26 protein-coding genes and 1 tRNA gene are annotated in these 26,738 nt (G+C 62.3%); 21 read left to right on the forward strand and 6 right to left on the reverse strand.

The features are described from left to right. Position 1 precedes the first annotated feature (1 nt). The 3 genes from NDB2M4_RS19920 to NDB2M4_RS05965 all read right to left on the reverse strand — a co-directional run bounded on the left by NDB2M4_RS19920 (position 2) and on the right by NDB2M4_RS05965 (position 3,521). Positions 2-205 (reverse strand): hypothetical protein, encoded by a 204-nt coding sequence (locus NDB2M4_RS19920; RefSeq protein ID WP_072371412.1) that lies wholly within the window; start codon positions 203-205, stop codon positions 2-4. Positions 206-304: 99 nt separating this feature from the next. Beyond that, positions 305-1,480, reverse strand: coding sequence for a ribonuclease D (rnd, locus tag NDB2M4_RS05960; RefSeq protein ID WP_171988030.1), 1,176 nt, complete (start codon positions 1,478-1,480; stop codon positions 305-307). Between the two features lie 220 nt (positions 1,481-1,700). Beyond that, positions 1,701-3,521 carry a methanol/ethanol family PQQ-dependent dehydrogenase gene (locus NDB2M4_RS05965; protein WP_072371415.1) on the reverse strand — a complete coding sequence of 607 codons (1,821 nt, stop codon included), beginning with the start codon at positions 3,519-3,521 and terminating at the stop codon, positions 1,701-1,703. A gap of 617 nt (positions 3,522-4,138) precedes the next feature. Between NDB2M4_RS05965 and NDB2M4_RS05970 the strand changes: the two genes are divergently transcribed. The 5 genes from NDB2M4_RS05970 (at position 4,139) to NDB2M4_RS05990 (ending at position 9,761) form a co-directional block, all read left to right on the forward strand. Further along, the gene (locus tag NDB2M4_RS05970) at positions 4,139-5,620 is read left to right on the forward strand and encodes a catalase (protein WP_072371418.1); all 1,482 of its coding nucleotides are present in this window, start codon (positions 4,139-4,141) and stop codon (positions 5,618-5,620) included. A gap of 303 nt (positions 5,621-5,923) precedes the next feature. Next, positions 5,924-7,696 carry an OmpA family protein gene (locus NDB2M4_RS05975; RefSeq protein ID WP_083555839.1) on the forward strand — a complete coding sequence of 591 codons (1,773 nt, stop codon included), beginning with the start codon at positions 5,924-5,926 and terminating at the stop codon, positions 7,694-7,696. 245 nt (positions 7,697-7,941) lie between these two features. Continuing rightward, positions 7,942-8,940 (forward strand): energy transducer TonB family protein, encoded by a 999-nt coding sequence (locus tag NDB2M4_RS05980; RefSeq protein WP_083555842.1) that lies wholly within the window; start codon positions 7,942-7,944, stop codon positions 8,938-8,940. 11 nt (positions 8,941-8,951) lie between these two features. Continuing rightward, positions 8,952-9,410 carry a DoxX family protein gene (locus NDB2M4_RS05985; protein WP_083555844.1) on the forward strand — a complete coding sequence of 153 codons (459 nt, stop codon included), beginning with the start codon at positions 8,952-8,954 and terminating at the stop codon, positions 9,408-9,410. Between the two features lie 75 nt (positions 9,411-9,485). Next, positions 9,486-9,761, forward strand: a complete 276-nt coding sequence (locus tag NDB2M4_RS05990; protein ID WP_072371423.1) for a hypothetical protein — start codon at positions 9,486-9,488, stop codon at positions 9,759-9,761. Between the two features lie 74 nt (positions 9,762-9,835). Here the strand turns inward: NDB2M4_RS05990 and NDB2M4_RS05995 are convergent, their stop codons facing one another. Continuing rightward, a complete protein-coding gene (locus NDB2M4_RS05995; RefSeq protein ID WP_072371426.1) occupies positions 9,836-10,231 on the reverse strand; it encodes a hypothetical protein in 396 nt (131 codons plus the stop codon). An 84-nt stretch (positions 10,232-10,315) separates the two neighbouring features. Between NDB2M4_RS05995 and NDB2M4_RS06000 the strand changes: the two genes are divergently transcribed. From NDB2M4_RS06000 to NDB2M4_RS06030, 7 genes are all read left to right on the forward strand, one after another. Further along, complete coding sequence (locus NDB2M4_RS06000) at positions 10,316-10,519, forward strand: CsbD family protein (protein WP_072371429.1); 204 nt, start codon at positions 10,316-10,318, stop codon at positions 10,517-10,519. Between the two features lie 150 nt (positions 10,520-10,669). Next, on the forward strand, positions 10,670-11,041 hold the full coding sequence (locus NDB2M4_RS06005) for a hypothetical protein (RefSeq protein ID WP_072371432.1): 372 nt from the start codon (positions 10,670-10,672) through the stop codon (positions 11,039-11,041). Positions 11,042-11,219: 178 nt separating this feature from the next. Continuing rightward, positions 11,220-11,630, forward strand: coding sequence for a nuclear transport factor 2 family protein (locus tag NDB2M4_RS06010; RefSeq protein WP_083555847.1), 411 nt, complete (start codon positions 11,220-11,222; stop codon positions 11,628-11,630). A gap of 155 nt (positions 11,631-11,785) precedes the next feature. Continuing rightward, a complete protein-coding gene (locus NDB2M4_RS06015; RefSeq protein WP_072371438.1) occupies positions 11,786-13,021 on the forward strand; it encodes a GGDEF domain-containing protein in 1,236 nt (411 codons plus the stop codon). 33 nt (positions 13,022-13,054) lie between these two features. Then, positions 13,055-13,798, forward strand: a complete 744-nt coding sequence (locus NDB2M4_RS06020) for a hypothetical protein (protein ID WP_072371441.1) — start codon at positions 13,055-13,057, stop codon at positions 13,796-13,798. Continuing rightward, on the forward strand, positions 13,795-15,522 hold the full coding sequence (locus tag NDB2M4_RS06025; RefSeq protein ID WP_072371444.1) for a histone deacetylase family protein: 1,728 nt from the start codon (positions 13,795-13,797) through the stop codon (positions 15,520-15,522). The genes NDB2M4_RS06020 and NDB2M4_RS06025 overlap by 4 nt, the downstream gene beginning before the upstream one ends. Before the next feature lie 179 nt (positions 15,523-15,701). Further along, positions 15,702-16,067 carry a hypothetical protein gene (locus NDB2M4_RS06030; RefSeq protein ID WP_072371446.1) on the forward strand — a complete coding sequence of 122 codons (366 nt, stop codon included), beginning with the start codon at positions 15,702-15,704 and terminating at the stop codon, positions 16,065-16,067. A 667-nt stretch (positions 16,068-16,734) separates the two neighbouring features. On the opposite strand, the gene NDB2M4_RS06040 is transcribed toward NDB2M4_RS06030, so the two are convergent. Both NDB2M4_RS06040 and NDB2M4_RS20430 read right to left on the reverse strand, forming a co-directional pair. Then, the gene (locus NDB2M4_RS06040; RefSeq protein WP_072371452.1) at positions 16,735-17,463 is read right to left on the reverse strand and encodes a sensor histidine kinase; all 729 of its coding nucleotides are present in this window, start codon (positions 17,461-17,463) and stop codon (positions 16,735-16,737) included. Then, entirely contained in the window at positions 17,456-17,899 is a 444-nt protein-coding gene (locus tag NDB2M4_RS20430) for a hypothetical protein (protein WP_244536054.1), read from the reverse strand. The genes NDB2M4_RS06040 and NDB2M4_RS20430 overlap by 8 nt, the downstream gene beginning before the upstream one ends. A gap of 1,275 nt (positions 17,900-19,174) precedes the next feature. Here NDB2M4_RS20430 and NDB2M4_RS06050 point away from each other — a divergent pair. From NDB2M4_RS06050 to NDB2M4_RS06090, 9 genes are all read left to right on the forward strand, one after another. Then, positions 19,175-19,462: a hypothetical protein gene (locus NDB2M4_RS06050; protein ID WP_072371456.1), complete on the forward strand. Its 288-nt coding sequence runs from the start codon at positions 19,175-19,177 to the stop codon at positions 19,460-19,462. A 154-nt stretch (positions 19,463-19,616) separates the two neighbouring features. Then, entirely contained in the window at positions 19,617-20,138 is a 522-nt protein-coding gene (locus NDB2M4_RS06055; protein ID WP_072371460.1) for a hypothetical protein, read from the forward strand. Positions 20,139-20,357: 219 nt separating this feature from the next. Continuing rightward, positions 20,358-22,148, forward strand: coding sequence for an aspartate--tRNA ligase (gene aspS, locus NDB2M4_RS06060; RefSeq protein ID WP_072371949.1), 1,791 nt, complete (start codon positions 20,358-20,360; stop codon positions 22,146-22,148). 33 nt (positions 22,149-22,181) lie between these two features. After that, positions 22,182-22,997 carry a glycosyltransferase family 25 protein gene (locus tag NDB2M4_RS06065; RefSeq protein WP_139247094.1) on the forward strand — a complete coding sequence of 272 codons (816 nt, stop codon included), beginning with the start codon at positions 22,182-22,184 and terminating at the stop codon, positions 22,995-22,997. Positions 22,998-23,003: 6 nt separating this feature from the next. Continuing rightward, a complete protein-coding gene (locus tag NDB2M4_RS06070) occupies positions 23,004-23,918 on the forward strand; it encodes a hypothetical protein (protein ID WP_072371466.1) in 915 nt (304 codons plus the stop codon). Positions 23,919-23,966: 48 nt separating this feature from the next. Beyond that, positions 23,967-24,053 (forward strand) — tRNA-Leu (locus tag NDB2M4_RS06075). Between the two features lie 228 nt (positions 24,054-24,281). Then, complete coding sequence (locus NDB2M4_RS06080) at positions 24,282-24,572, forward strand: hypothetical protein (protein WP_072371469.1); 291 nt, start codon at positions 24,282-24,284, stop codon at positions 24,570-24,572. Further along, the gene (locus tag NDB2M4_RS06085; protein ID WP_072371472.1) at positions 24,569-26,422 is read left to right on the forward strand and encodes an N-6 DNA methylase; all 1,854 of its coding nucleotides are present in this window, start codon (positions 24,569-24,571) and stop codon (positions 26,420-26,422) included. The genes NDB2M4_RS06080 and NDB2M4_RS06085 overlap by 4 nt, the downstream gene beginning before the upstream one ends. A gap of 4 nt (positions 26,423-26,426) precedes the next feature. Continuing rightward, complete coding sequence (locus NDB2M4_RS06090; RefSeq protein ID WP_083555854.1) at positions 26,427-26,651, forward strand: type I restriction-modification system subunit M N-terminal domain-containing protein; 225 nt, start codon at positions 26,427-26,429, stop codon at positions 26,649-26,651. The last annotated feature ends 87 nt before the right edge of the window (positions 26,652-26,738 follow it).

The following is a 26,738-nucleotide window of genomic DNA, read 5'->3' on the forward strand; positions in this document are numbered from 1 at the left end:
ATTACGCACCGGGCTTGGTCAGCGCAATCAACACGCGATAGGCCGTCACCAGCAGCAGCACGGTTGCCACGCCGAGCGTGATCCAGTCGAGATCCGTGGCCGTCCCGTTCAGCACGCGCCGCAGATAGATGAACACGAACACGCCGAACACGGCGAGATACGCGAGCTGTGCGACGGGCAAGCGCGGCGGAGCAGTTTTCGGCATTGCTCGGTGAACCCATTGCGTTGCTTCGGAGCGCGAAGACTACTCCGCGCGCCAGAGACTGTCATCTCTACGCGACTGGCTCGCACGCAGGGGCGAATCTTATTCCGCGGGCTCCCGATCGGCCTTCGCCGTCGCGATTGGCACCACTTCGCTGCCCGCCAGCGTCAGCGCGATCTCGCCGCGCTTCAGCCGCAGCGCGTCCTCGCCGAAAAGGCGCCGCCGCCATCCCTTGAGCGCGGGGATGTCAGGCTCGGTTTCGGTGGCGATCCGCTCCAGGTCCTCGGAGCCGGCGATCAGCTTCGTCGCCACGCGATGGCGCGCAGCCGATGCCTTCAACAGCACCCGCAGCAGCTCGATCAGCGCGGTCGACTCGGCCGTAAGCTGGGCGCCGCGCGAGATCGGCGGCACGCTCTTGGTATCGCGCGCCAACCCGCGTTTCACCGCTTCGATGATTTCGCGCGCCCGCGCCGAGCGCGAAAAGCCCTCGCTCAGCGTGCGCAGATGGCTGAGCTGCTCCGCCGACGTCGGCGCCTGATTGGCGATGTCGTACAGCGCATCGTCGCGCAGAATGCGCGAACGCGGCACGTCCTGTGCCTGCGCCAGCCGCTCGCGCCACGCCGCCAGCTCCATCAGCACCGCCAGCGCCTTGCGGTTCTTCACCCGCAGCTTGAGCCGCTGCCAGGCTTCTTCCGGATGCTGCTCGTAGGTCTTGGGATCGGTGAGGATGCCCATCTCCTCGTTCAGCCAGTCCGAGCGGCCCGCCTTGTCGATGTCGGCCCTGAGATGGCGATAGACCTCGCGCAGGTGCGTCACGTCTCCGAGCGCATATTCGAGCTGCTTGTCGGAGAGCGGCCTGCGGCTCCAGTCGGTGAAGCGCGACGACTTGTCGAGGTCGGCCCCGGTCACGCTCTTGACGAGGTTGACGTACGACACGCTCTCGCCGAAGCCGCACACCATCGCGGCCACCTGCGTGTCGAACACCGGCCGCGGCACCAGTCCTGCCCGGGCATAAACGATTTCGATGTCCTGCCGCGCGGCATGGAACACCTTCATGACCCGTTCCTCGGCCATCAGCTCCCAGAACGGGGCGAGGTCGATGCCGGGCGCCATCGGATCGACGATCATCGCTTCCTCGGGCGAGGCGATCTGGATCAGGCAGAGCTGCGGCCAGAACGTCGATTCGCGCAGGAATTCGGTGTCGACGGTGACGAAGTCACTCGTCGAAAGGCGCCGGACGGCTTGGGAGAGATCTTCTGAGGTGCTGACGATACGCATTTGATCGCCGTATAGCGCATCAAATCGGATTTGTCGCGGGTAGGCAGAAACATCGCTCACCACGGCGGCGGCCGGAAGATGGGGATGCAACACTAGGCACCCCCAAAGGGCGGTTTTTCGGGCGGTCCCGGCGGCTCACTCGGCAGAAAAAAAGGCTGGTGCGCCAAAGCGCACCAGCCCGCTGATTTTCTCACGGGCCGGCCGTGGCCAGCGCTCGGGCTTATGGCAGCGACCACACCGTCAGCGAACCACCGAGTGCGGTATAGCCGTTGAGGCCGGAATAGCCGCCGACGGCTCCGAGGCCATCGGTCGGGTTGGTGAGGCCCGCGGCAAGGCCGATGCCCGCCCAGCCGCCAACCCCGGACAGCACGCCGATGTACTGCTTGCCCTTGTGGCCGTAGGTGAACACGTTGCCGATGATCCCGGACGGCGTGCGGTTCTTGTAGAGCAGCTTGCCCGTCTTCTGGTCGACGCACTTGAAGTAGCCCTCGAGCGTTCCGACGCAGGCGATGCCGCCCGCGGTCGTCAGCGCGCCCGACCACACCGAGAACTGCTCCTTGTTCGCCCACACGATCTTGCCCTCGGATGCATCCCAGGCAATGAGGTTGCCCATGTTCGGCGAGCCCTTCGGCGGATACATCGACACAGTGGCGCCGATATACGGCTGTCCCGCCGCGTACTCCACCTTGAACGGCTCATAGTCCATGCAGACGTGGTTCGTTGGCACGATGAACAGCTTGGTCAGCGGCGAGTATGCAGCTGGCTGCTGGTCCTTGGTGCCGTGCGCCGACGGGCAGATGTCCGTGGTGTTGGAGTCTTCGCCGTTGAGGAAGGTCGACTTGGCGGCCACGACCGCGGGACGTCCGTACGTCGGGCTCTTGGGGTCGAGGTCGACGTGCGTTGCCCAGTTGACGACCGGATCGAACTTCTGCGCGACCAGCGGGATTCCCGACTTGCGATCGATCGTATAGCCGAAGCCGTTGCGGTCGAAGTGCACGAGCACGTTGTGCTTCGCGCCCTTCACATCCATGTCGTCGACGAGGATCATCTCGTTGACGCCGTCGTAATCCCACTCGTCGAACGGAGTGAACTGGTAGGCCCAGACGGCTTCGCCTGTCTTCGGATTGCGCGCGATGACCGACTGCGACCACTTCTGATCGATCTGCTTGCCATCGGGTCCGGCGCGTTGCGCGGGATTCCATGTCGAGGGATTGCCGGTGCCGTAGTAGATGAGGTTCAGCTTCGGATCCCAGGAATACCAGCCCCAGGTGCCTCCGCCGCCGAGCTTCCATTGCTCGCCGTTCCAGGTCTTCAGCGACGAATCTTTGCCGACCGGCTTGCCGAGCGACATCGTTTTCTCTGGGTTGAACAGGATCTCGCTGTCCGGACCGACCGAGTATGCGCGCCATGCACGGCGGCCATCGGCGATGTCGTACGCCGAGATGTGGCCCCGCACGCCGAACTCACCGCCGGAGACGCCGACGATCACCTTGTCGCCTGCGATGAGCACGGCGCTGGTGCCGGTTTCACCCTTCTTCGGATCGCCGTTGACGGCCTTCCACACCTCTTTGCCCGTCTTGGCGTCGAGCGCCACGACCGATGTGTCGGCCTGGTAGAGGAATATCTTTCCGTCTGCGTACTGCACGCCGCGATTGACCGTATCGCAGCACATCACCGGAATAACCGACGGGTCCTGCTTCGGCTCATACTTCCAAATGATCCGGTTCTCGTCGTCGAGATTGAGAGCGTAGACGATGTTCGGGAACGGCGTGTGAAGGTACATCGTATTGCCGACGACGAGCGGAGAGCCCTCATGCCCGCGCAGCACGCCAGTCGAGAACGTCCAGGCGACGCGCAGTTCGCCGACGTTCCCGGTGCTGATCTGGTCGAGCTTGGAGTACCGCGTGTTGGCGTAATCGCCCTGCTGCATGCACCAGTTGTTCGCATCCTCGATGCACTTGAGGACGCTATCGTTGGCCAACGCCGTCGCCGTGAGGGCGACGGTCGCGGCCATCGCTCCTACCAATCGACTAGCAATCATTCACTCGCTCCTTCCCATAGATCTTTGCCGACGATCACGTCATCGCCGGGCACTGCTCCGCTGGGTGGCCGAGAAGGTGAGTGAGACGTTCCTCATGAAGGGAGCGCGCAAACACATGTTCGGCTAACACGCAGAGCCGATCACGAAGTAGTGAACACGGATGGTGAGAGGTAGCGCGCCAACGCACGGCAGCCATGCGCATGGATTTTCGGGCATCGACTAAAGTCGGAGTGGCGCGAGGAAGCGCGGCAGAAACTGCACGTGCGTAGACCGCCCTGCAGCCTGCGCGAGCAATGGTGCGGGCGCTTGCAATTGCGCCGCCGGCCCAACATGTGTCTCGGGGGAAGAACTTTTGGCGCGTGGCCCTGGTGGAGAACACGACAATTCTCCACGGGATTCAGGACTCGCTAGCCGTTACGTGCGGTAGGATGAAGCGCCCGGGGGTCCGACTGACTGACGGTCGTCAGTGGCCCGGCCGCAAACATAAGTATTTATGCAGATTTTTAAGCGCGCCAATAAGATTGCCTTATAGGCGATCTCAGGAAAGATCATTTTACAAGCACTCTAAGGTAACGGCCCCTTGAGTGGGAAGCGACGAGCCACTCCGGAGTCACCCCATGTCAGACAAATCGCCCAAGGTAACGCTCACCACCACCGCCGGCGCACCGATCGCCGACAACCAGAATTCTCTCACTGCTGGGCCGCTCGGCCCTGTCCTCATGCAGGACTATCAGCTCATCGAGAAGCTGGCGCATCAGAACCGCGAGCGCATTCCCGAGCGCACCGTTCACGCCAAGGGCTGGGGCGCCTTCGGCACGCTCACAATCACCGGCGATCTCACCAAGTACACCAAGGCCAAGGCGTTGCAGCCCGGCGCCCGCACCGAAATGCTGGCCCGCTTCTCCACCGTCGCCGGCGAGATGGGAGCCGCGGACCATGAGCGCGACGTGCGCGGTTTCGCTCTGAAGTTCTACACCGAGGAAGGCAACTGGGACCTCGTCGGCAACAACACCCCGGTGTTCTTCATTCGCGATCCCTACAAGTTTCCCGACTTCATCCACACCCAGAAGCGTCACCCGAAGACCAACATGCGCTCGCCCACGGCCATGTGGGATTTCTGGTCGCTGTCTCCCGAGAGCCTGCATCAGGTGACGATCCTGATGTCCGATCGCGGCATTCCGCAAAGCCCGCGTTTCATGCACGGCTTCGGTTCGCACACCTACTCGTTCATCAACGATAAGGACGAGCGGTTCTGGGTGAAGTTCCACTTCAAGAGCCAGCAGGGCATCAAGAACCACACCAATCGCGAATCCGAAGGCATCATCGGCAAGAACCGTGAATCCTATCAGGCTGACCTGTTCGGCGCGATCGAGGACGGCGACTTCCCCAGGTGGAACGTGTTCGTCCAGGTCATGCCCGAGGCCGACGTCGGCAAGCACTGGTACAACCCGTTCGACCTGACGAAGGTCTGGCCGCACGCAGATTACCCGCTGATCGAACTCGGCGTGATGGAGCTCAACCGCAATCCGGAGAACTACTTCAACGAGATCGAGCAGGCCGCCTTCTCGCCCTCGAACGTCGTGCCCGGCATTTCGTTCTCACCCGACAAGATGCTCCAGGCGCGCATCTTCTCTTACGCGGATGCGCATCGCTATCGCCTCGGTACGCACTACGAGCATCTGCCCGTGAACACCGCCAAGTGCCCGGTGCACCACTATCACAAGGACGGACCGATGCGGTTCTTCCCGCCGGTGACGGGCAACGTCGATGCCTACTATGAGCCAAACTCTGTTGCCGGCTCCGCCAAGCAGGACGAGCGTTTCGCCGAACCGCCGCTGAAGATCTCCGGCGATGCGACGCGCTACAACCATCGCGACGGCAACGACGACTATAAGCAACCTGGCGATCTCTTCCGCCTCATGAGCCCTGATCAGCAGGCTCAGCTCATGAACAACATCGCCGAGGCGATGCAGGGCGTGCCCGAGGAGATCGTCAAGCGTCAGGTCGCCCACTTCTTCAAGGCAGACCCCGCCTACGGCCGCGGCGTCGCCGAACGCATGGGCGTGACTGTGACCGAGGTTGCCGAAGCCGCCGAGTAATCAGTCCGCGAAGCATCGAAGGCCCGCCGTGGATCATCTCCGCGGCGGGCCTTTTCTATTTGGCCCGGCGTTGTTCAGCAGGCGCACGCACCGCGCCGACTTTGCCTCAACGAGGCCCTATTCCGATCCCCGTGAGAGTTGCTGTCGTACAGCGATCTTTTTCGCCGATCGTTCCGTTTTGTGTCACGAGTTGGCTTGAACTTAGTCCTACACCGCACTGAATTTTAAGCAAATTAGCTGCAATTTGATCAGGTCTTTCAAGCGCGTCTTAGCCGCGCCCGCCCAGCAGCCGAGGACCTGTTCATGCGTATTCGCCCGCTCCTGCCGATATTATTATCGACGATCGCCATACCGGCCGTAGCGGCCGATCATACCCACTGCGCCACCGCTTCCGATTTCGTCGCTTGCCTCATAATTGAGGACGCCATGCAGCGTCAGCGCGATGCGGAAATCAACGCGGCCATCGCCCGCGTCGAGCGCATCAGCCGCCACGATCTCAGCACCACGCACTGCAAGACGCCGGATTCGCAGACGCCGCGCTGCCTCGCCGAGCGTCAGCGTGACTTCGCAACCCGCCAGAACGCTCTGGCCGCCGCCTCCATGGCGCTCGCCGCTGAGGTGCGCGCCCGTCAGGCAGCCCGCGCAGCCGAGAGCGCAGCCGTCATGGCCCGCGCCCGCGCCGAGGAAGCCCGCCGTCTCGAGATCCAGCAGAACGCTCTGATCGAGATTTCTCTCAGCTCCGTCGCCGCCGAACGTCAGCGTCAGTTCGCGGCGCGCCAGAACGCGCTCGCGAACGCTTCGATTTCAAACGTTGCCGCCGAGCGTCAGCGTCAGCGCATGGCTCGCCTCGCTCCGTGCACGCTGGCCAACGATGATCGCGCGAAGTGCCAGATGCAGCGCGCTCGCGAATTCGCAGCCACCCAGCAGGCACTCGCCACGGCTTCCTTGCAGCGCGTCGCCGATGAGCGCGCCCGCGCCTTCGCCGTAGCACGCAACAATGAGATCAATGCCTCGCTTGCGGCGGTTGCCGCGGCGCGCGGCCAGGTCCCGAACAATTACGTCGCCGCCGTCGGTCATCCCGCATCGATCTGCGCAAATTCTGCAGCCGCTGGATGCCAGCCCATCGAGGCGCCGCAAGTTGCGCTCAGCGACTGCCGCTCTGTCGGTTACTCCGCCCCCGGTTGCCGCATCGATCGCGCGAACACCACCGAGGTGTCCTACAGCCTCTCGCACTGCAAGTCGGCCTCTGACACCAGCCCGCGCTGTGCAGCCGAGCGTGCCCATCAGCTCCAGGCCAGCCTGACGCATTGCAAGTCCGCAACCGACGCCAGCCCGCGCTGCGAAGCCGAGCGCGCCCATCAGCTTCAGGCCAGCCTGACGCATTGCAAGTCTGCAACCGACGCCAGCCCGCGTTGTGAAGCCGAGCGTGCCCGGGACTTCCGTATCGCCCGCAACAACGAGATCGATCGCTCGATCGCCGCCGTTGCCGCCGCTCGTGCCCGTGGCCTGCTCGACACCGCCGCTACCACGCAGCCGCACTCGAACTCCATCGAGACCGGCGCCATCAGCGTGCCGCAGCTCCCCAAGACCCCCGCGGTCGAGATGGAGCGCCGCGGTTCGCGCTTCCATGACATCTCGAACGATCCCTGCCGCGTCGGCCTGTTCGACCCCGTGCCGTTCACGCGCAGCGGCCGCATCGAGAGCGAAGCACGCCCTGAGCTCGATCGCCTTGCCCGCCTCGTCGAGACCTGCCCCGGAATGCGCGTCGAGGTGCACGGCTACACCGATGGCGGCTCACGCGCCAACAACACCCACCTGTCCCAGCAGCGGGCCCGCGCCGTGGCCGACTACCTGATCGCCTCGGGCGTCGCCCCCAACCGCATCGCCGCCATCGGCCGCGGCGGCCGCCAGCCCGTGCTCCCCTACTCGAAGGAGTACGAGGACCCGCTGGGCAGCCGCGCCGAGCTCATCGTCCGCGACCCCAGCATGGACGCCGCTGCCCGCCGCGTGATGTGGGACCTCGCCGAGGTGCTCGACCCGACCTACATCCCGGCGGTTGCCAACCTCAGCCCCTGATTCTACAGTTTGCAGCATTAGCTCGGCCCCGAAGGGCTGCCACCGCCGATCCGCCGCCGAGCACGATGAAAAGGGCCCCGAGAAGGGGCCCTTTCTGCGTTTTTCGGTGAATTTTCCGCGCCCTGTGTCCCACGTGCGACCGTCGCGTTGTTGAAAATGCCTAGATCGCATGGACAACTGGCACGAGGGCGGCGCAATCATCGCGCCATGCCGCAATCGCGAACAGGACGGGACGAGCAAGCTGCATGAACGCCGGGGGGATCGTGCTGACGGTGGATCGGCCGGCGGCGACGAGTGAGCACCTCGCCAGCCTGCGTCGGCGCGACCGCGTGTTCTGGGCGGGCTTTGCTGGCGCGATGCTGGTGCATGCGCTGCTCATCATCGGTATCGGTTCCGCCAATCAGCGCACGCTTGGCACGCCTGAAGGCGCCAGCGATGCGATTGCCGTCGAGCTCGTCGATGGCGCGACGCTCAAGGACAGCATGGAGCCGCCGACGCCGGCCCAGCCCCCTCCCGGCGCCCAGCCTCAGCAGCAGCAGACGGCGGCACTGCCCGAGCAGCAGCCGGTAGAGCCGCAACCCGAGCAGCAGGCCGAGCAGACGCCTCCCGAGCCGCCCCAGCCGCCGACGCCAGAGCCAGAGGCGGCGCAGCCCGCAGAGGCCCCGCCTGTCGAGACCCCTGCACCTGACGCCGCCGCCGAGGCTTTGCCCGCGCTCGAGGACGCGCCGACCGCCGACGCACTCAAACAGCCCAAAGAGGCGCCAAAGCAGGAAGAGCCCAAGCCCGAGCCGCCCAAGCAGGAAGCAAAGAAGGCCGAACCAGCGAAGAAGCCGCCCGCCAAGCAGCAGGCCAAGCAGCCGCAGAAAAAGCGCACGCAGACCTCGGCGCTCGATTTGTCGGTGCCTTACGATGGCGCCGCGACGCAGTCGGATGCCGGTAGTTCCTCCGCCGTGCAGCGGCCCCCGGGCATCACGCGCTCGGGCGAAAACGACGAGTTTGCCCGCAACGTCATTCGCGCGCTGCAGAAGACGATGCCGCGTGAGCGCGCACGCGGTCGCGTCACCGTGCGCATCGTGCTCAACGAGAATGGCTCACGCGCCGACGTCAAGCTGCTCAAGAGCGGCGGCGATTCCGATCTCGACTTCAACGTCATCTTTGCCGCGCGCCAGACCGCCTACCCGTTTCCTCCCAGAAACGCGACGCTCGTCGATCGCACGTTCACCGTCACCTACATCTACCGCTGACCGCGGGCGGCATGCATGATGCCGCAACGCGCCGAGTCGGTGGCTACGCCAGTGCGGCGAGCCTCACCAATCAGGGAAAGCACGCGATGGACGCCAGCATCATCAGCATTCTCATCACCATCGGTCAGATGCTGATGGGCAGTCTCTTTGTCTGGGCGGGCCTAAATCACTTCGGCCCTGTTGGCGCGAATGTCACCGCGATGCTGGCAGCACGCGGTGTGCCTAAGCCGCGTGAATGCCTTTACATCGCCAGCGTGCTCGAGCTGATCGGTGGCGCGTGTTTGATGGTAGGCGTCGCCGTGGCGCCGGCAGCGATCGGCCTCGCCATCTTCACGGTCATCGCCAGCCTGGTACTTGTGAACTTCTGGGACCAGCCTGAAGGCCAGCTTCGCGAGGCATTGAAGGGCGTTTTCGCTTCTAATACGGCGATCGTCGGCGGATTGCTGATAACCGCAGCCTCAGCGCTGTGAGCCGAGCCGTACACGGAATGCAACCTGACGGTGATCAGTGCGTTTCCCTCTCACGCAGCCAAGGAGAGAAACGCTATGAACAAACTGCTGATAATCGCATTTACCGCCATTCCGCTTGCCGCTTCGCCGGCACTTGCCGACGATAATTACAAAGCCTCCGACGGCAAGATGAAGACGGAAGGCACCATGAATCCAACCGCGGGCACGGGCGCTCCGTCGAACCAGATGCCGGGCGCCGAGACGTCCGATCGCACGCCCCAGAAGGATACCACGACACCGCCCACGCAGGTCGACACGACGAAGAGCGGCGAGACGTCCGACCGTACGCCGGGCAATCACGCGCCGAACTAACGCGCGCTCTTCGAACGACTAAGAAAAAGAGGTGTCCGCGGCGCAGTGCAACAGTGCTGTGCCGCGCACCCGTATCAGGGCGCGAGCGACGAGCGGGCCACTTCATCCGCCCAAATGAGCAGTCCGAAATAGATGACGTTCGCCGCGACCCACAAGCCTACGACCCAGTACGCCTTGTTCTGCGTAGCCCGAGCGTGATCGCCAAAACGGCCGCGTGAGATGCTCTTCATCAGGCCGATGCCGGTATTGAGCTGCGATGACGCCGCAACGACGTTTCCCCTGCGAACGGGATTGCGATTTTGCCGCTTCATCAATTCGCGGCCACCCGGCGACTTCAGGATTTCTCGGTGATACCAGCGCGCGAGTAAGACCATTGGCAGCGCTAACAGCACAGCTCCGCCCAGCATGTACCAGAGCCGGAACGCGGGATCCTGAAATAATGTCAGCACGCTGTCCATTTGATCCGTCATACTGAATAAGTGGCTCGAAATGATTGGAACGCACCGCCGCTCCGCGCGTTCTATCTCCGTGTTCAAATGTGGAGGTAATACCCGATGAATTGGGATCGCGTTGAAGGTAACTGGAAGCAGTTCACTGGTAAGGTCAAGGAACAGTGGGGCAAGCTCACTGACGATGATCTTTCTCAGATCAACGGCAACCGCGAGCAGCTCGAGGGCAAGATCCAGGCCCGCTACGGCTACGCGAAGGACCAAGTGAAGCAGGACGTTGATAGCTGGCTCAACAACAGCAACAGCTAGCAGCAACTGCACAAGAATAACGCGGCCACTGGCCGCGTTATTCTTTTTGACCACAGGTAAAGCGCTAAATCGCCCTACCCCCCGCCCGCCCCTTGTGACGGGCCTCGACTCGATTCCACAATGGAACGAGGCTTGGCTGGGGGGTCAGCGATGAAAACATTCGATGCTACTACGCTCACCGAGACGGCAGTTTCGCAGGACAAGCGCCGTTTTCAGCTCACTTTCGTGAACTCCAAGGGTGAGGAGTGCGAACTCAGCATTCCTGCCGGACTGGCCGCAGATCTCGTGCCGGTTCTGGAAGCGATTGCCGCCATGGCGCCCCGCGCCGGTGCGGTTGCGGAAATGACCCGTCTGCCGAAGACCTGCTCGGTCGGTCATGCAACCGGAGAGCGGATGGTGCTTCTCCGGTTTGACGATGACGCCCCATACGCCATCGAGCTTGAGGTGGCTCAGGCCTTAGCCGAGCAACTCCAGGAACAAAGCGACGAATTGAGCGACACTTCCCGCCCCGCCCTGCACTAACGGTGGAAACATCGAAACGATTGATATGGCTTAGCAAAAGCAGCCATGCGCTGAGCAGTTGCGCCGGTTTCCAGCCCTGCGAAATGCCAAATTTTCCCGGTCCAGTGTAATCGGTGTCACTGACATTCCCGCACGCGTTGTACTAAGTTCCGCGCCATCCTCCGGTTGAGCAGGGCGCATGCGAACCCCTTTGGAAGTCACAGAAACGCTGCTGAGCAAGTGGCAGGCTGATCCCGCAGGCTGCATGGCGGCTTACGTGGACCCAGACATCGTCTACACGCTCAACGTTTCACCTGACGCTTTGCTGCTCGGGGGGGAGACGCGCGGCCGTGACAGCGTCACCGCGAAGATGCTCGGCATTCGCGAGCAGTTCGATTACCTCGTTTTCAAGCCGCGCATCTTCTCCGTAAGCGGAGATGTCGTGCGCACACGCATCGAGTTCGTCTACCGGCACAAGCCCAGCGGTGAGCTTCTCTCGGGACAGATGCGCTCGGTGTTCACGGTGCGCGACGGGCTGGTCGTCCGGGTGGATGAGTTCGTCGACGCCGCCTTGATCGAAACCTTCATGCGGCTGTTTGGCCAAAATTGAAAAAAGGCTTGAGCGAGCAGGGCAACTGTTCCTTTACGCTGTCTCTGCAACCCATCATCGCGCATCGCGACGGATACGAATCCGCATCTGCTCTGCGGATAAGATTCAAATCAGGGTTCTAGCGATCCAAGGTAAGCCAGCGATCCAAGGTCAGAATGCCGTTTCTCGCGAGACGCCGACCGCTCCAGAATGCAGCCGTTGATCCGGACTTCATCCGCATGCTGGATGAGGCGATCGCGCGCTTTCAGGCGTCCTACACAACCGTTTTTTCCGAGCGCCTCTGGCGGCGCTACGAGCAGGATACTGCGGATGACCGCCAGCGCCACCTCGAGTTCACGATGGCGTTCGGTGGTATCGCCTTCGTGCTTACTGCGCTGACCGATTTTGCCTTTCTGCCCGACATAGGTTTCGAGGGGATCTGGCTTCGCCTCGCTGCTCTGCCTGTGTGCGTTGTCGCGGCGATCGCAGCACGCCATGCCTCGCCGGATCTGCGCGAAAAGCTGGTTGTCGCGAGCGGCACATTCCTTGCCATCGTGCTCACATGCGTACCGCTTCTCTCTGCGGCGCCGTCGGCCCCCGCAGCGTTCATGTCGCCGCTCTTTGGCCTCGCATTCGGCAACACTACGGTCGTTCCACGATTCCGTCTCGCCTGCATTTCGACTGTCATCTGTTGTCTCGCGATGGCCGCCGCCGCCTTGTGGCAAGGTCCACTCGGCTGGGCCGTTTGCATCGAGGTAATGCTCGTTGGAGCCTTCAGTCTGCTCGCCAACTATCGCATCCAGCGTCATGAGCGGTTCGAGTATCTGCTCAGCGCGCGCGAGGCGCAGCGTACGGCGGCACTCAACGCCGATCGCGAATTGCTCAAGACGCTCTCCGACACGGATGAGCTGACGGGCCTCGCCAACCGCGGTGCCTCGAATCGTCACTGCGCGGCGATTTTCGACAATCCCGACAACTTCGGTATGCCGGTAACCGTCCTGCTCGCCGACGTCGACCACTTCAAAGCCTACAATGACCACTACGGTCATCTCGCCGGCGATGAATGTCTGCGTCTCGTCGCCAGTGCCATCGCATCCGGAATCCGTGGCAGGAGCGACCTGGTTGCCCGCTTCGGCGGCGAGGAATTCATCGCTTGCCTCCTCGGCGTCGACGCCGATCAGGCGCGCATCCTGGGCGAGCGCCTCTGCTCCGCTGTGCGCGACCTGAACATCCGCCATCTCGGCCGCCACGACGGCCTGCCGTACGTGACCATCAGCGTCGGCATTGCCACCGCGACGGTCTCCCCATCGCTCACCGTCGAGGCGATGATCGACGCCGCCGACCGGGCGCTGTATCAAGCCAAGAACGGCGGTCGCAATCGCCTTGAGGCGACCTATCTCGACGCTGCGTGACGAATACGCGGCATCCCTCGACGGTGGAAACCAATGCGTCTCATCTTTCGCACCGCGCTGACGCCGCTCGCGCTGCTGCTTCTCGCCACGCTGGCGCGCGCCGGATCGCCTGCGCCTGCTTCTTGGCGCGATGACTACGTAACGCGCCTCGAAGCGCTCGCGCTGCTGCAGACGCTCAACGTCGAGTTGCTGTCCAACGACAGCGCCACGCTCACTCTCGACCGCTGGTGCGCCACGCACGCCCTTGCCTCACCCGCGCGCATCATCGCCGAGCGCGTCACGAGCGCCGATGAGCCGCCGACGCCCGAGCAGCGCCAGCTTCTTCGCGTCAGCGCCACAGAGCCCGTCCGCTTCCGTCGCGTGCGTTTGAAGTGCGGCGACCACGTCCTCTCCGAGGCGCAGAACTGGTACGTCCCCTCGCGCCTCACGCCCGAGATGAACGCCACGCTCGACACCACCGACACCGCCTTCGGCCGCGTTGTGAAGCCGCTCGACTTCCGCCGCCGCACGCTATCGGCAAAGCTGCTATGGTCGCCGCTACCCGACGGCTGGGAGATGCGCGCCGCCAACGACAACACGCCACTCTCCGCCGCCCCCGCAAACGGCACCCTGCAGATCCCGCACGAGGTCCTGCAGCACCGCGCCATCCTCACGTTGCCCAACGGCACGCCCATCAGTCAGGTGACGGAAACCTACACCGCCGACACGCTCGCCTTCCCCGACCCGCAGCCGCCGCCCCCAGCAACAGCGCAACCGCACACGGAGCGCGCCGAATGATCAGGTTCCGGCGGCTCTTCGAACTCGTCTCCGACGCCGACCGCCGCCGCTTCGCCGAAGCCTCCGACCTGTTCCGCGCCGCCTTCCCCTACGAGGCCGAAGCGATCGACCGCATCGCCTACATGCTGCTCAACCGCCGCTCCATCACCTTCGACCCGATCCTGCTGCTCTCCACCGACGCCCGCGACCGCATCACCGGCCTCGCCTTCGTCTACTACTTCTCCGAGCTCAACTACGGCTACCTGCAGTACTTCGCCTCCGACCCGCGCCGCCCCGCCCGCGGCATCGGCATCGCCCTCTACGAAGCCCTGCGCGAACTGCTCGCCGCCCGCGGTGCCAAAGGCATGTTCCTCGACGTGCCCCCCGCCGAGCCCGAAAAGCTGAAAGACAAATCGCGCGCCGCCATCAACCGCCGCCGCCTGCGCTTCTACGCCCGCTACGACGTGCAGAAGGTGCTCGGCACGCTCTGGGACGTCGACGCCAACCCGCGCAACGACGGCTACCTGACGACGCTGCTGTTCGACCCGCTCGGCCGCAAGCCCATGTTGCCCAAATCCGACGCCCGCGCCGTCGTCCGCAACATCCTGGTGGACCAGTACGCGTTCGAGTCCGACGACCCCTTCGTCATGCGCATCGTCGGCTCCTTCGCCGACAACCCCGTCCGCCTCGCCCCCATCGGCACCCAGCCCGAGCGCGCCGTCCCCACGCGCGGCAAATACCTGCTGCCCATCAAGATGGTCGTCTCCGAGCGCCACAACATCCATCACCTGCGCGAGAAGGGCTACGTCGAGCGCCCCGTGCGCGTCGCCGCCATCCTCAAGGGCCTCGAAGGCCTCCCCATCGAGCGCGTCGCCACCCGCCACTTCGGCGAGGATCACCTCACCGCCGTGCACACGCCCGCCCTCGTCGGCTACCTGAAGGCCATGGGCCAGAAGCTCGACGACAAGGCGCTGATCTACCCCGAAGTCTTCCCCATCCGCCGCCCCGACCGCATCCCCCGCGCGCTCGAAGACCGCGCCGGCTACTTCTGCGCCGACACCTTCACGCCGCTGACGCGCAACGTCTTCGCCGCCGCCCGCGACGCCGCCAACGTCGCCCTCACCGGCGCCACGCTGGTCGAAAAGGGCGAGCGCTTCGTCTATGCGCTGTGCCGCCCGCCCGGCCACCACGCCGAGCGCCGCATCTACGGCGGCTTCTGCTTCCTGAACAATTCGGCCATCGCCGCGCACTATCTCTCGCGCCACGGCCCCGTCGCCCTGCTCGACATCGACTATCACCACGGCAACGGCGGCCAGGACATCTTCTACGCGCGCCCCGACGTGCTCACGGTGTCGATCCACGGCCACCCCAGCCACGCCTACCCGAACTTCTCCGGCTATGCCGACGAGCGCGGCGAAGGCAACGGCCTCGGCTTCAACCACAATTTCCCACTCGAGCCGCCGGTCGACGATGATCGCTATATGATCGTGCTCGACCGCGCCCTCGCCGTCATACGCAACTTCAAGCCGCGCTTCCTCGTGCTCTCCATCGGCTTCGACATCATGCGCGGTGACCCGACCGGCTCATTCGCGCTGACGAATGCGGGCATGCAGCGCATCGGCAAACGCATCGGCCGCTTCGGCGCCCCGACGCTGATCGTGCAGGAAGGCGGCTACGCCCTCGGCAACCTGCGCTCCGGCTCCCACGCCTTCTTCACCGGCATCGCCGAAGCCTGGCACGACTGACTTTGGGCAATGGGCACTCGGCAATCGGCATTGGGGCGCCGCGATTGCCTAATGCCTATTGCCCGCACTCCACGCTTGATCCCCGCGCCGAAATTTCGTGTGATCCGAACGTCGTTCCGACAGGGAGCCCGCGCCCGGCGCGCCGCTCTCCCGCTCGCATTTTTCACGGGGAGGATTTCATGAAAATCTCTTGCGCAGTCCTGGCCGCCACGCTCGCCCTCGCGCCCACCGCGTCCTTCGCCTACGGCCTGCTGGATTCGATGAAGGACGACGAGACCTGCACGCAAGGCACGTCATTCCCGTCCAGCGTCATCGCCGCGTGTTCCCGCCTCATCGAGAACATCGACGGCGAGGTCATGCCGCGCATGAAGGGCGATCTCGACCTCTACTATCTCTATCGCGCGATCATGTACGAAGAGGGCGGCAAGAAGGAAAAGGCCTGCGCCGACGCGACCATGGCCGTCGCGCTGATCCCCAAGGCCAAGCCCGCCCACGGCAAGTGGCTCGTCACCGCCCAGAACGTCGTCAAAAACAACTGCGGCTGATCGAGGAAGTTCGCTCGCCTCCGGCTCAGCCACCTTTCGAGGCTGAGAGCCTGATTGACAGGGCGAAGGCTACTTACCCTTTCTCCCCTTCCGAACTCCACTGGCAGGGGCCTTTGCGCTAATCCGGCTGCTTGCTTTCTTTAGGGGGGGCGCAGATGCGGGATTCCGCACTTGATGCGAAGCTGCCCCTTCCGAATTTCCCCGTGCGCTCTTGCGTTTCATCTCAGCCTTACGCGTTGGATCATAAGCCAACACACCCAGAACTTCTTGTTTAAAAATGCTTGGGCGGCCCTTCGCTATGTAGGTGCACCCAATTTTGTCGCACTCTCGCTGGATCTCATCCAGCCTATGTACGGAGTAAACTATTATTTGGCGATCCCTATATCCTGCGTTTCGCGCTGCCCATGCGAGGTAAAGCCCTGGGTATTTTACATATAGTTCTCCGCGCTGCTTTGCCAACTCTCGCATTTCCTGCGGAATGGGAATGTTGAGATCAAAAATAATCATCCTAAATGGTTCGTCGGCCGTGAGGCGCGCCGCATCCCCTGCCGACTCTACAAAAGTCACACTGTAAGCTTGGGAAACCAAAAATTCTTCGAGCCACTCCAAGTAAATTGGCTCATCATCCACAATCAAAATAGCCTCTTGGGGCATGCGAACTACCTGCTTAAGATTGAACGGGGAAACGAATTAAAAAAGCGATGTCTCCAACCGGCGATGACGATTCGACCTCGATTGTGGCGCTGTGGAATAAATCTAGAATTCGTCGGCAAATGTAAAGCCCAAGGCCCGACCCGGATGCGAGTGTATCCCTTGCCTCCCGTCCACGAAAACCTAAATCAAAAAGTTGTTGCTGCTCCTCAACGGGGATATACATGCTGCGCCCCGAAACCCTCACCAGGAGTGCCCCAGTCTTCCGTTGCGTCCAAGTTCTTATCAAAATCTGTGTATTGCGCTTGCCGTACTTCACCCCATTGTCAAAGAGATTCATAAATACTTGTCGCAACAAATCAGCATTGCCTTCGACCCTAAATTGATCGTTCGGATTTTCGAGAAGAATTTCGATGTGTTTGGTTGCGCCCAGCTCTTGAAAAAACATTGCCGCTTGAATAATTATCTCCGGAACTAGGCAGGAACTCTTTACGTGATTGGCTGGGATAACGCCGCTTTCCCAGGCGGACATTTCCGAGAAGTAGGCTAAGTTTCGTACCAACACGATTGCTTGTTCAAGTTGAGCGCGCGCGGCATTTAGGCGTTGCTTGCTACGCGCCTGGGAAATCGTTCCGTCGACGAGATTGTCGAGCGTGCCGCAAACCCCGTTCAAGGGGTTTATGACTTGATGCACAAAATTGGCGAGAATGGCCAAGTCTAGCCCGTGTGGGGGAATGTCAGCCATCAGAGCGCCTCACCGAAAACGCAACACCGGCTTCTTCCGTAGTCATCTCCAGATTTCCCCAGAATGAAAGCTCACGGAGCAGGGCTAGAATTGAATCGTTGAGCTTTGAGGAAAGCCAGTTGCTGGTCGAGACTAGAAAGCCGCCGGCTGCAAAGGTCACGGTCAGCGTATCGGCGCCCTGCGCGCTCCTTATCGTAGTTACGAGGGCGCGGAGCACGCGGACATCTACTTGCGTGGGGGCTCCACTGAATGAGCACCAAGTATAACCGTCCGTGAGAACGTCTTTAAGGTAGTTTATTAGGTGGAGTTGACCATCCCTCATACCCGCTACGATCGAATCGAGTAGTTCGCCTAGGGCCGCAGCAAGTTCGAGTGTAGGCTTGTTATTTAAGCCGAACTCAGCCGCAGTGTATACCGACTGAATGGCCTTGGACATGTGGTTTGATAGGACAATAAGTGATCCTTGGTCAGCGGGTGAGCTATCGGTTAGGCGATACTTGAGAGTGAGCTTTGACTCGTGGCGAATGAGGTCCACGAGTTTGTGTCCAGGCCAACACCGAATAACAGGCCGGTCTTTACGAGCATTCCAACGGCTCACCTCATCGACGCATTGCGGACTGAAGGAAGAGGTAGTGACGAACAACAAGCAATCGGCGCCGTGATTGGTAGCATGCGCGGCCTTCTCAAAGACAAGAGGCCACGAGAGCGAAGTGCTATAACGCTTGCACTCGAAGTACCAGGTTTGAGACACCAGTTCGCCCGACAAATCCTGGACGATATACAAACCTTGAAGGTCTCGGCCGGCGTCGGTACCGGGAGTACGCCAAACGAGGTTTCGCACGCCGCAGAGCATCAATAGATCATATGATAGATTCTCAAAAACTCTGGGGTCGAGTGCAATAAGTCTTTCTAACATGCTGGAGCTCGTTAGCTGCTGCATAGGGATTATGGACGGCTGCAGACGCAATGTGGATACGCATCGGCAAGTAGCGTTCGGAGTGAAAGGAAAACCTGCTGCTGCAACCCTCATTGTACCTTTTATATTTGTTCTGCGATAAGTGCTCTATAGGCATTGCTGGGCCGATGCACATCATGCCGTAGGTCGACCAACAAGCGCATGGTTCATGACGTTTGGAGTGCCGCGACCCACAAACTAATCCCCGCCCCACTTCCCTCCCGCATACTTCCCCCACCTCTGCCCATCTGGGACGCAGCAGCTGAGCGGCTAAGCGGGACAGAGGATGGTGCCCGGTTGAGGCAGCGCTGCACCGTCGCCGCGCTGTCGCGAGGAGTCGCTCCCTCAGATTCCGGGGCCGTCGATCGGAGCTGTGCGCCGCGGGCAACCGCACGCACGGACGCCCGTCGGCAGCGGCGCTCGCACCCCCGCACCACGCGAGCGCAGAAGTGGAAGGTCCTGACGATGCGGCCCCGCTGTTGGAAGCCAAGGGCCGGACCTGAAACGCGCTGACGCCGAGTATCGCACCTCCGGCACGGCAGCGGCCAACGCGGGCGCCGGAAGGCTGCCGGTTTTGACTAAGGATGGCGGTCGTTCGGCGCCCGTGCTCCCGAAGTGATGTGCAATGCCTCGGAGCGATGCGCTCGCGAGAACGAGGAAGTGTGGGCAATGGGCACTCGGCAATAGGCATTGGGAACGTCGCGATTGCCTAATGCCCATTGCCTACTGCCTGCCCCGCGAAAGGAGCGAGCCAAGATGACCCCCTCACCCCGCGGCACCCGCCCAGGCAAATCCCCCGGCGTCTTCGAGTACACGACGCGCGAGGCAGCAGAGGCGGAGTTCATCGAGCGCATGATCGCCTCGGCCGCGGGCCTGCCGCGCGTCTGCGCATTGAAGAAGTGCCGTCGCCGCCGCCGCTGCTTCGGTCCCTATGAGGGAGGTCTGCCCTGCACGCGCCATCATCAGGGGCTCTGCCAGGCGCGCTTCGAAAGCGCCCTCAAAATCCTCGGCTGGTCCCTCACCGCGGAGGACACCCCCGAATGACCGCCTCTGCAATCCCACTGCCGACTGCCCACTGCCTATTGCCGCATTTGTCTCGTCCCCGGTCAGACTTCGGCAAGCAAGCCGCGCCAAAGCCGCCCGCGCACCGATCCGCCCCGTTAGGGTCTGGGCCAGCGAAGCAAAACGGAGACCTCTGATGGCCCATTCGCGCGCAACCGAACGCAGCATCCTCAGCGGAGATCAGCTCGAACTCGTCGACAAGACGCATCATCCCGCGATCTACGATGCCGACGCCAAAGCGCTGCGCAATCTGCAGAAGCAGATCCGCGCCGAAAAGGGCAAGGTGCGCACGCTCGTGCGTCAGCGTCAGCGCGAGTTGCGCGGTAAGTCGGATGCGCGCGGGGGCTCGTTCCCCGGCAATACGGAGCAGCCCTTGAAGCGCAAGCAGGCGTTGTCCGCGGCACTGAAGCGCGTCAATCGCGAGCTGGTGCGCCAGAGGGCGCTGGAGGCGCGCTCTTCCAACGTCGATGCGGCGCGCCGCGCACTGGCCGCACGCCGCAGCGCCAACTTCGTCAATCCCGCATCCGCCGATCGCACCGCGGGCAACGGCATGCAGCCAATCCCCAGCACGCGCCGCCGCAGTATCATTCCTGGCAGTCAGGTCGGCTCCGTTTCGCAGGCAACGAAGGTGGCACAGGCCAGAAAGGACAACCGCTGAAAACCGCGGCCCTGATCGCCGTCGTCGCGCCCCAATAAGCGCCCCAGTTAGCTGCATCCAAAAGGCTGTTAACCTCCGCCTTGACAACCCTTTGGTGAAATGCGCTTTTCCCGCCGCTAAGCAATTTTTGATTGATCGCGGCGGGACCACCTGACGATGACGGAAGCGAAGGCGAAAGCTAAGGCGAAACAGGCAGTTGCGGGCACGGCGGAGACCGCGCTGCACCGCTATCGCTCGCACACGTGCGGTGCGCTGCGCGCCTCCGACATCGGCAAATCGGTGCGCCTGTCGGGCTGGGTGCATCGCGTGCGCGACCACGGCGGGCTGCTGTTCATCGATTTGCGCGACCACTACGGCATCACGCAGGTCGTCGCCGATCCCGACAGTCCGGCGTTCAAGACGGCGGAGAGCGTGCGCTCCGAATGGGTCATCCGCGTCGATGGCACGGTGCGCGAGCGCCCCGAAGGCACCGTCAACGCTGAGCTGCCGACGGGCGAGGTGGAGCTGTTCGCCACTGAGATCGAGGTGCTCTCGCAGGCAAAGGAGCTCCCCGTTCCGGTGTTCGGCGAGCCCGACTATCCCGAAGACCTGCGTCTGCAGTATCGCTTCCTCGATCTGCGCCGCGAGACACTGCACAAGAACATCATGCAGCGTCTCGCCATCGTCGCTTCGATCAGGAAGCGCATGGTGGAAGGCGGCTTCTTCGAGTTCTCGACGCCGATTTTGACGGCGTCATCGCCTGAAGGCGCGCGTGACTTTCTTGTCCCCTCGCGCATTCATGCTGGTAAGTTCTACGCACTGCCGCAGGCACCACAGCAGTACAAGCAGCTGCTGATGGTTTCGGGTTTTGATCGCTACTTCCAGATCGCGCCTTGCTTCCGCGACGAGGATCCCCGCGCCGACCGCCTCCCGGGTGAGTTCTATCAGCTCGACGTCGAGATGAGCTTCGTCGAGCAGGAAGACATCTTCGCCGCGATGGAGCCCGTCATTACGGGCGTGTTCGACGAGTTCGCCGCCGGCAAGGAAGTTACCCACGGCTGGCCGCGCATCCCCTACGATGAGGCGATTGCCAAATACGGCTCGGACAAGCCGGATCTGCGCAACCCGATCGAGATGCAGGATGTGACGGAAGCCTTCCGCGGCTCGGGCTTCAAGATCTTCGCCGGCATGATCGAAAAGGATCCCAAGGTCCGCGTGTGGGCGATCCCCGCGCCGGGCGGCGGCTCGCGCGCCTTCTGCGATCGCATGAATTCGTGGGCGCAGGGCGAAGGTCAGCCGGGTCTTGCTTACATCTTCTATCGCGAGAACGAGGCGGCCGGTCCCGTCGGCAAGAACCTCGGCCCCGAGCGCTCCGAGCAGATCCGCACGCAGCTTGGCCTCAAGGAAGGCGACGCGGTTTTCTTCGCGGCAGGCAATCCCGCGCGCTTCTATAAGTTCGCTGGCGAGGCCCGCGCCCGCATCGGCGAAGAGCTGAAGCTGATCGACGAGGGCAAATACGCGCTCGCTTGGATCGTCGACTTCCCGTTCTACGAGTGGAACGAGGACGACAAGAAAATCGACTTCTCTCACAATCCGTTCTCGATGCCGCAGGGCGGACTGGAAGCTCTGAACGCCGCCGGCAGCGACGAGGATCGCCTCAAGATCAAGGCCTATCAGTACGATATCGTCTGCAACGGCTTCGAGATCGCTTCAGGCTCGGTGCGTAATCATCGCCCCGACACGATGGTGAAGGCGTTCGAGATCACGGGCCTTGGTCAAAAGGAAGTCGAGGAGCGCTTCGGCGGACTTTATCGCGCCTTCCAGTATGGCGCGCCGCCGCACGGTGGCATGGCTGCCGGCATCGACCGCATCGTCATGCTGCTGGTCGGCGCCAAGAACCTGCGCGAGATATCTCTCTTCCCGATGAATCAGCAGGCCAACGATCTCCTCATGGGTGCGCCTTCCGAAGTTATGCCCAAGCAGCTTCGTGAGCTGCATATTCGCGTCGTCGCGCCGGAGAAGAAGGACTAGGTTGTCGTGGGTGAGGTCGAGGCGGGGCGAGGCATGTGGGTGTTCGTCATCAACCTCGACCGCGACCGTGATCGCCTCACCCGCATGATCGCCGAATGTGATCGCGTCGGCTTGGCGTTCGAACGCTTCGCGGCGGTGGACGGCAGGCATCTAGAGGCCGACCTGCGCGATCAGTTCTTCGACGGCAACACGCAGCACGAGCCGGCCTTCACGCCCGGTGAGATCGGCTGCTATGCGAGCCATCTGCGGCTGCATCGGCTGCTCGAGGACAGCGACACCGAATTCGCTCTCATCCTCGAAGATGACGTGCAGCTATCGGATGACTTGGTCCCCACCATAGAAGCCGCGGTGAGCGCAGTTGGCGATTGGGACATCATCCGGCTGTCTAACGCGACGAAATCGGTCGTGCAGCCCATCGCCCCGCTCGGCAACGGCCGCGAACTGGTCCGTTACTGGACCGTCCCGAACGGCACGGGCGCATATCTCATCAACCGCACGGGAGCGATCAAATTCGCCGAGTCCATCGAAAAGCGCACGCTCCCCGTCGATGAGGACATGCGTCGGCCCTGGCGCTTTGGCCTCAACACCTACGGGGTCTTGCCGCCTCCGGTGGAGCCGGACGTTTTCGGCTCATCACAAATCGATACTATGGGACGCGACCGCAAGCTGTCCGCGCGCGCCCGCTTCAAGGGTGCCGCGCCGGGGCGAGACGCAGCCGCTCAGTTCCGCTATCGCCTCCAGCAGTTCGGCGTGCGCGGCTATGTGCGAGCTCATCTTCGATCGCTGATGGCCTCGATCGTCAAGCGCGTGCGCGGACGCAAAGCCGCTGCTGCCCTCTATCGCCTCTGAGCCCGCATGGATTGGAGCAAGGTCTATAGCTATTGCGAACGTGGCGCCGACCCTTCGTTCTGGGCCGAGCCGCTCAATGCTATTTCGAACGGGGCTTTCATCATCGCCGGTCTCATTGCCGGCTGGCAGCTTGCGCGCGCCCCGCGCTCCGATCGCTCGGCGCTCGAATGGCTGGTTGCGATCCTCATCATCACGATCGCGATGGGCGGCTACGTGATGAACATTGCGCGCCGCGCCTCGCTGGAAAGCACGTTAAATGTTGCCGCGCTGAGCACCGCGGCCATCCTCGCAGTCATTATCGTATGGGAGCGCCTCGCCAGCCCGGCACGTGCGAACGCGCTTTTCGAGCGCGTGATGATCATGCTCGTAATCGGCATCGGCATCGGCAGTTTCATGTTCCACACCTACGCAACCGTGTGGTCCATTCCCTTCGACACCGTGCCCATTTCGCTTTTCATGCTCAGCTACCTGGGCTATGCGCTACGCCGCTTTGCTGGCGCGCCGTGGATGATAGTCATCGCTGCACTGATCAGCTTCTTTTTCGCAGTCAAGTACGCGCAGGGCATTCCCTGCTCGAACGAGCTGCTGCCGATGACGCGCGGCGCCGGCAAGCGCTGCTTCAATGGCACTCTCGGCTATACGCCGGCCTTCATCGCACTCGTCTTGGTGGGCGCCGTGCTGCTGCTGCAACGTCATCCAGCTGCAAAGTATCTTTTTGCCGGCGCGGCCCTGTTCCTCATTTCAATGACCTTCCGCACCATCGATCTGGAGGTCTGTCGTTGGATCATGCGCGGCGGCCGCGGTGTCGGAACGCACTTTTTGTGGCACACATTCAACGGCCTGTTGCTCTATGTGCTGCTGCTGGCGGCAATTCGGCATGGCGATGGGCGACGCATCCCGGCGAGGGCATTGCATAGCTAGCCCGAACCGCCCCATAAAGGCGCCCCTGACCAGCCTGAGCCGGGCAAAGCGGACGTGGTGGAACTGGTAGACACACAGGACTTAAAATCCTGAGGCGGCAACGCCGTGTGGGTTCGATTCCCACCGTCCGCACCAACGATTTCAATGGGTTAGGTGGTGCGTGTCCTGTCCGCACCAGGTGAACATTCCGCGATTAGCAACCAATTAGCAACCACTTTGGAGCGCTTCGCTTCGCTCTGTTGGCGGTTTGTTCCAAATCTCGGCTCCTGGAGTGCTGCCAAAAAAGTCAGTCAAAACAAAAAAAATCAGTAGTTGACTATTTTGCGATGACTTTCCATATTGCGCCCGTAGACGGAGGCGAATATGGCCAGAACCCGACACCTTCAGCAGCGTATGTCCCAGCGAGGCATCAACCTCGAGCTCCTCGAATTCGCACGACAGTTCGGCGAGCCGAACCAGGACAAGGTCGTCCTTAACCGCAAGGGTCTCGGGCGCCTTCTCGAGGCTATTCGTGGCTTTGAGCGTACAGCGAAGAAAGCGCTGGATAAGGGGGGCATTGTTGTCGTCGAAGATGGAGAAGCGCTGATCACGACCTATCGTCTCGACAGTTATGTGCGCCGAAAAGGTCGCCGTTCGAAAAGGAGCCGGCATTGACCTTCGCCCTTCCGACCCCCTCCCAGCTCTATGGCGCCCTTGCCCCTTCCTGGGCCCGGGCGGGCATCAGTCCGAACTACGCCCTTGAGACGATTCTGGAGCTGGTCGCCATCACCAAGCGCGAAAGCCTCCGGCCGCATTCCTCGATCAGGCAGGGGCCAGACACCCTCACCTGGCGTGCATGGGAGCAGTTGCGGATCGAGCTGTCACACGAGCTCGATCTTCCCCCTGCACCGAGGGAACGCATCTTCGATCTTAAGCCGGGCCTCCTTGAGGAGACCCTTCAGACCTTGCGACCGCTTCTCCCGATCCTGTCCTCGCCCGAGGGGAGGCCGTTCATCGATGCCTTCCTCGACTTCCTGGCCACGGCTCCACAGACGGCGATGCGCGACACGCCGATCGGTTATTTCAAGTGGCCGGAATACATGGCCCGGCTTATCGAGAAGCTTCTCGGCAAGCCCGATAGCCATCCCCTCTACTGCCCGTTCGACACTTCGGGCTGGATGCCGCTGTTCCTCGCACGCGCCGGGTGGCATGTCCGCTGCGAACTCGGCAATTCCGACACCGCCCGCATCCTGGCCCTCTTTGCCTATCTGGGAGACTGGAAGCTCGAAATGCGTGTGGGCGATCCCATCCGTCAGCCGGCCTGGCTGGATGGCCGGAAACTCGTTCAGTTCAAACATTCCGCCGCGATCACGAGCTTCGGGCTGCGCCTCAAGGACGAGGCAACGCTCGATCCTTACGGCCGCTTCCCGCACCGCTTCCACTACGGAGAGACCGCCCAGGTCGCTCACCTCATCGCGCAGACCAAGGGTCGCCTGGTGGTCATTCTTCCCGAGGCATTTCTCTTTCGCACCTCGGGAGGGGAACGCGACTACAAGGAGAAGCTCGTCCGCAGCGGCATTCTCTCTACCGTAATCAGGCTGCCGCGGGACGCCTTTGCCCCCAACGCCAATGTCCAATCATCGGTGCTGATCTTCGAGACCCAGCAACATGTGCGCGACGTGCTGTTCGTCGATGCCTCGGATGACCTTGGCCGCAAGGCCCGCGCAAAGTCCAAGACTCCTCTCGATCCCGTGGAGCAGATTGCCTCGATCGTTCTCAACCGCCGCAGCACCCATTGCTCCGCAGCCGCCACGTACGAGCGGATTGCGCAGAACGATTTCAACATTTCGGCTGACCGTTACGTGCGCAGTGCCGAAGAACAGCAGGTCGCATCGCTGCTTGAGGAAACCAAGACACTCGATCTTGCCGACATTGCCGAGATCATCAGGCCGCAAGCTATAGCCGGGGAAGAAGGGGACGCGGCGCGCTCCTTTGCCGAGATTGGCCTGCAGGACATTCAGGCTGACGGCACCATTCGGCAGCCCGCCAAGCTTGTAACGGTGAGTGACCGGAACCTCGCCAAGGCCGAGCGTCAGCGGGTGGAGAAAGGAGACGTTCTCCTGTCCGTGCGCGGGCGCATTGGCGCGGTCGGCGTAGTTCATGAGCAGCACGGGCCCAGAAATTGGCTGCCCTCGCAGGCGTTCGTAATTTTGCGTCTGCGCGACAGCAGTCCGGTGAGACCGCTCGATCTTTATCGCTACCTGTCATCGCCGCTAGGACAGGGGCTCCTGCAGTCGCTTGCAACGGGGATGACGGTCCCGATGGTCTCCATGGGTGACCTCAAGAAATTCCGCGTGATGGTTCCGAGCGCGAGCGAGCAACAGCAGCTTGAGAAGCAATATGAAAAAGCGCGAAAGCTTCGCGCTCAAATCCGGCAGCTCGAGACCGAGGCCGAGGAACTGAACGCGGCCGGCTGGCCAATGACGAAAGTCTCTCTTCAAATTTCCGATGAAAATATAGGCTGATTAAATGCCCGCACAAACGCACCAGGACCTTTCAGAAAAAATCTGGGCCGTCGCCAACAAGCTTCGAGGTCCTTACCGGCCGCCGCAGTATCGGCGCGTTATGCTGCCGCTCGTTGTGCTGCGCCGGCTCGATTGCGTCCTGGAGCCGACCAAGGATGATGTTCTCAAGCAATATGATGCGCTCAAGAATGTGAACCGGCATGCAATTTTGACCCCTTGCTGGGGGTAATCGGCGCGCAATTTTGACCCTACCCCCTGTGCTGAGAACATTGCCCTTGGTGCGTGCGTCGGCACGAGGGCGAGCGGGGGATGATCA

It is taken from the genome of Hyphomicrobium sp. NDB2Meth4, assembly GCF_900117445.1.
In the GTDB taxonomy this organism is placed as follows: Bacteria; Pseudomonadota; Alphaproteobacteria; order Rhizobiales; family Hyphomicrobiaceae; genus Hyphomicrobium_A.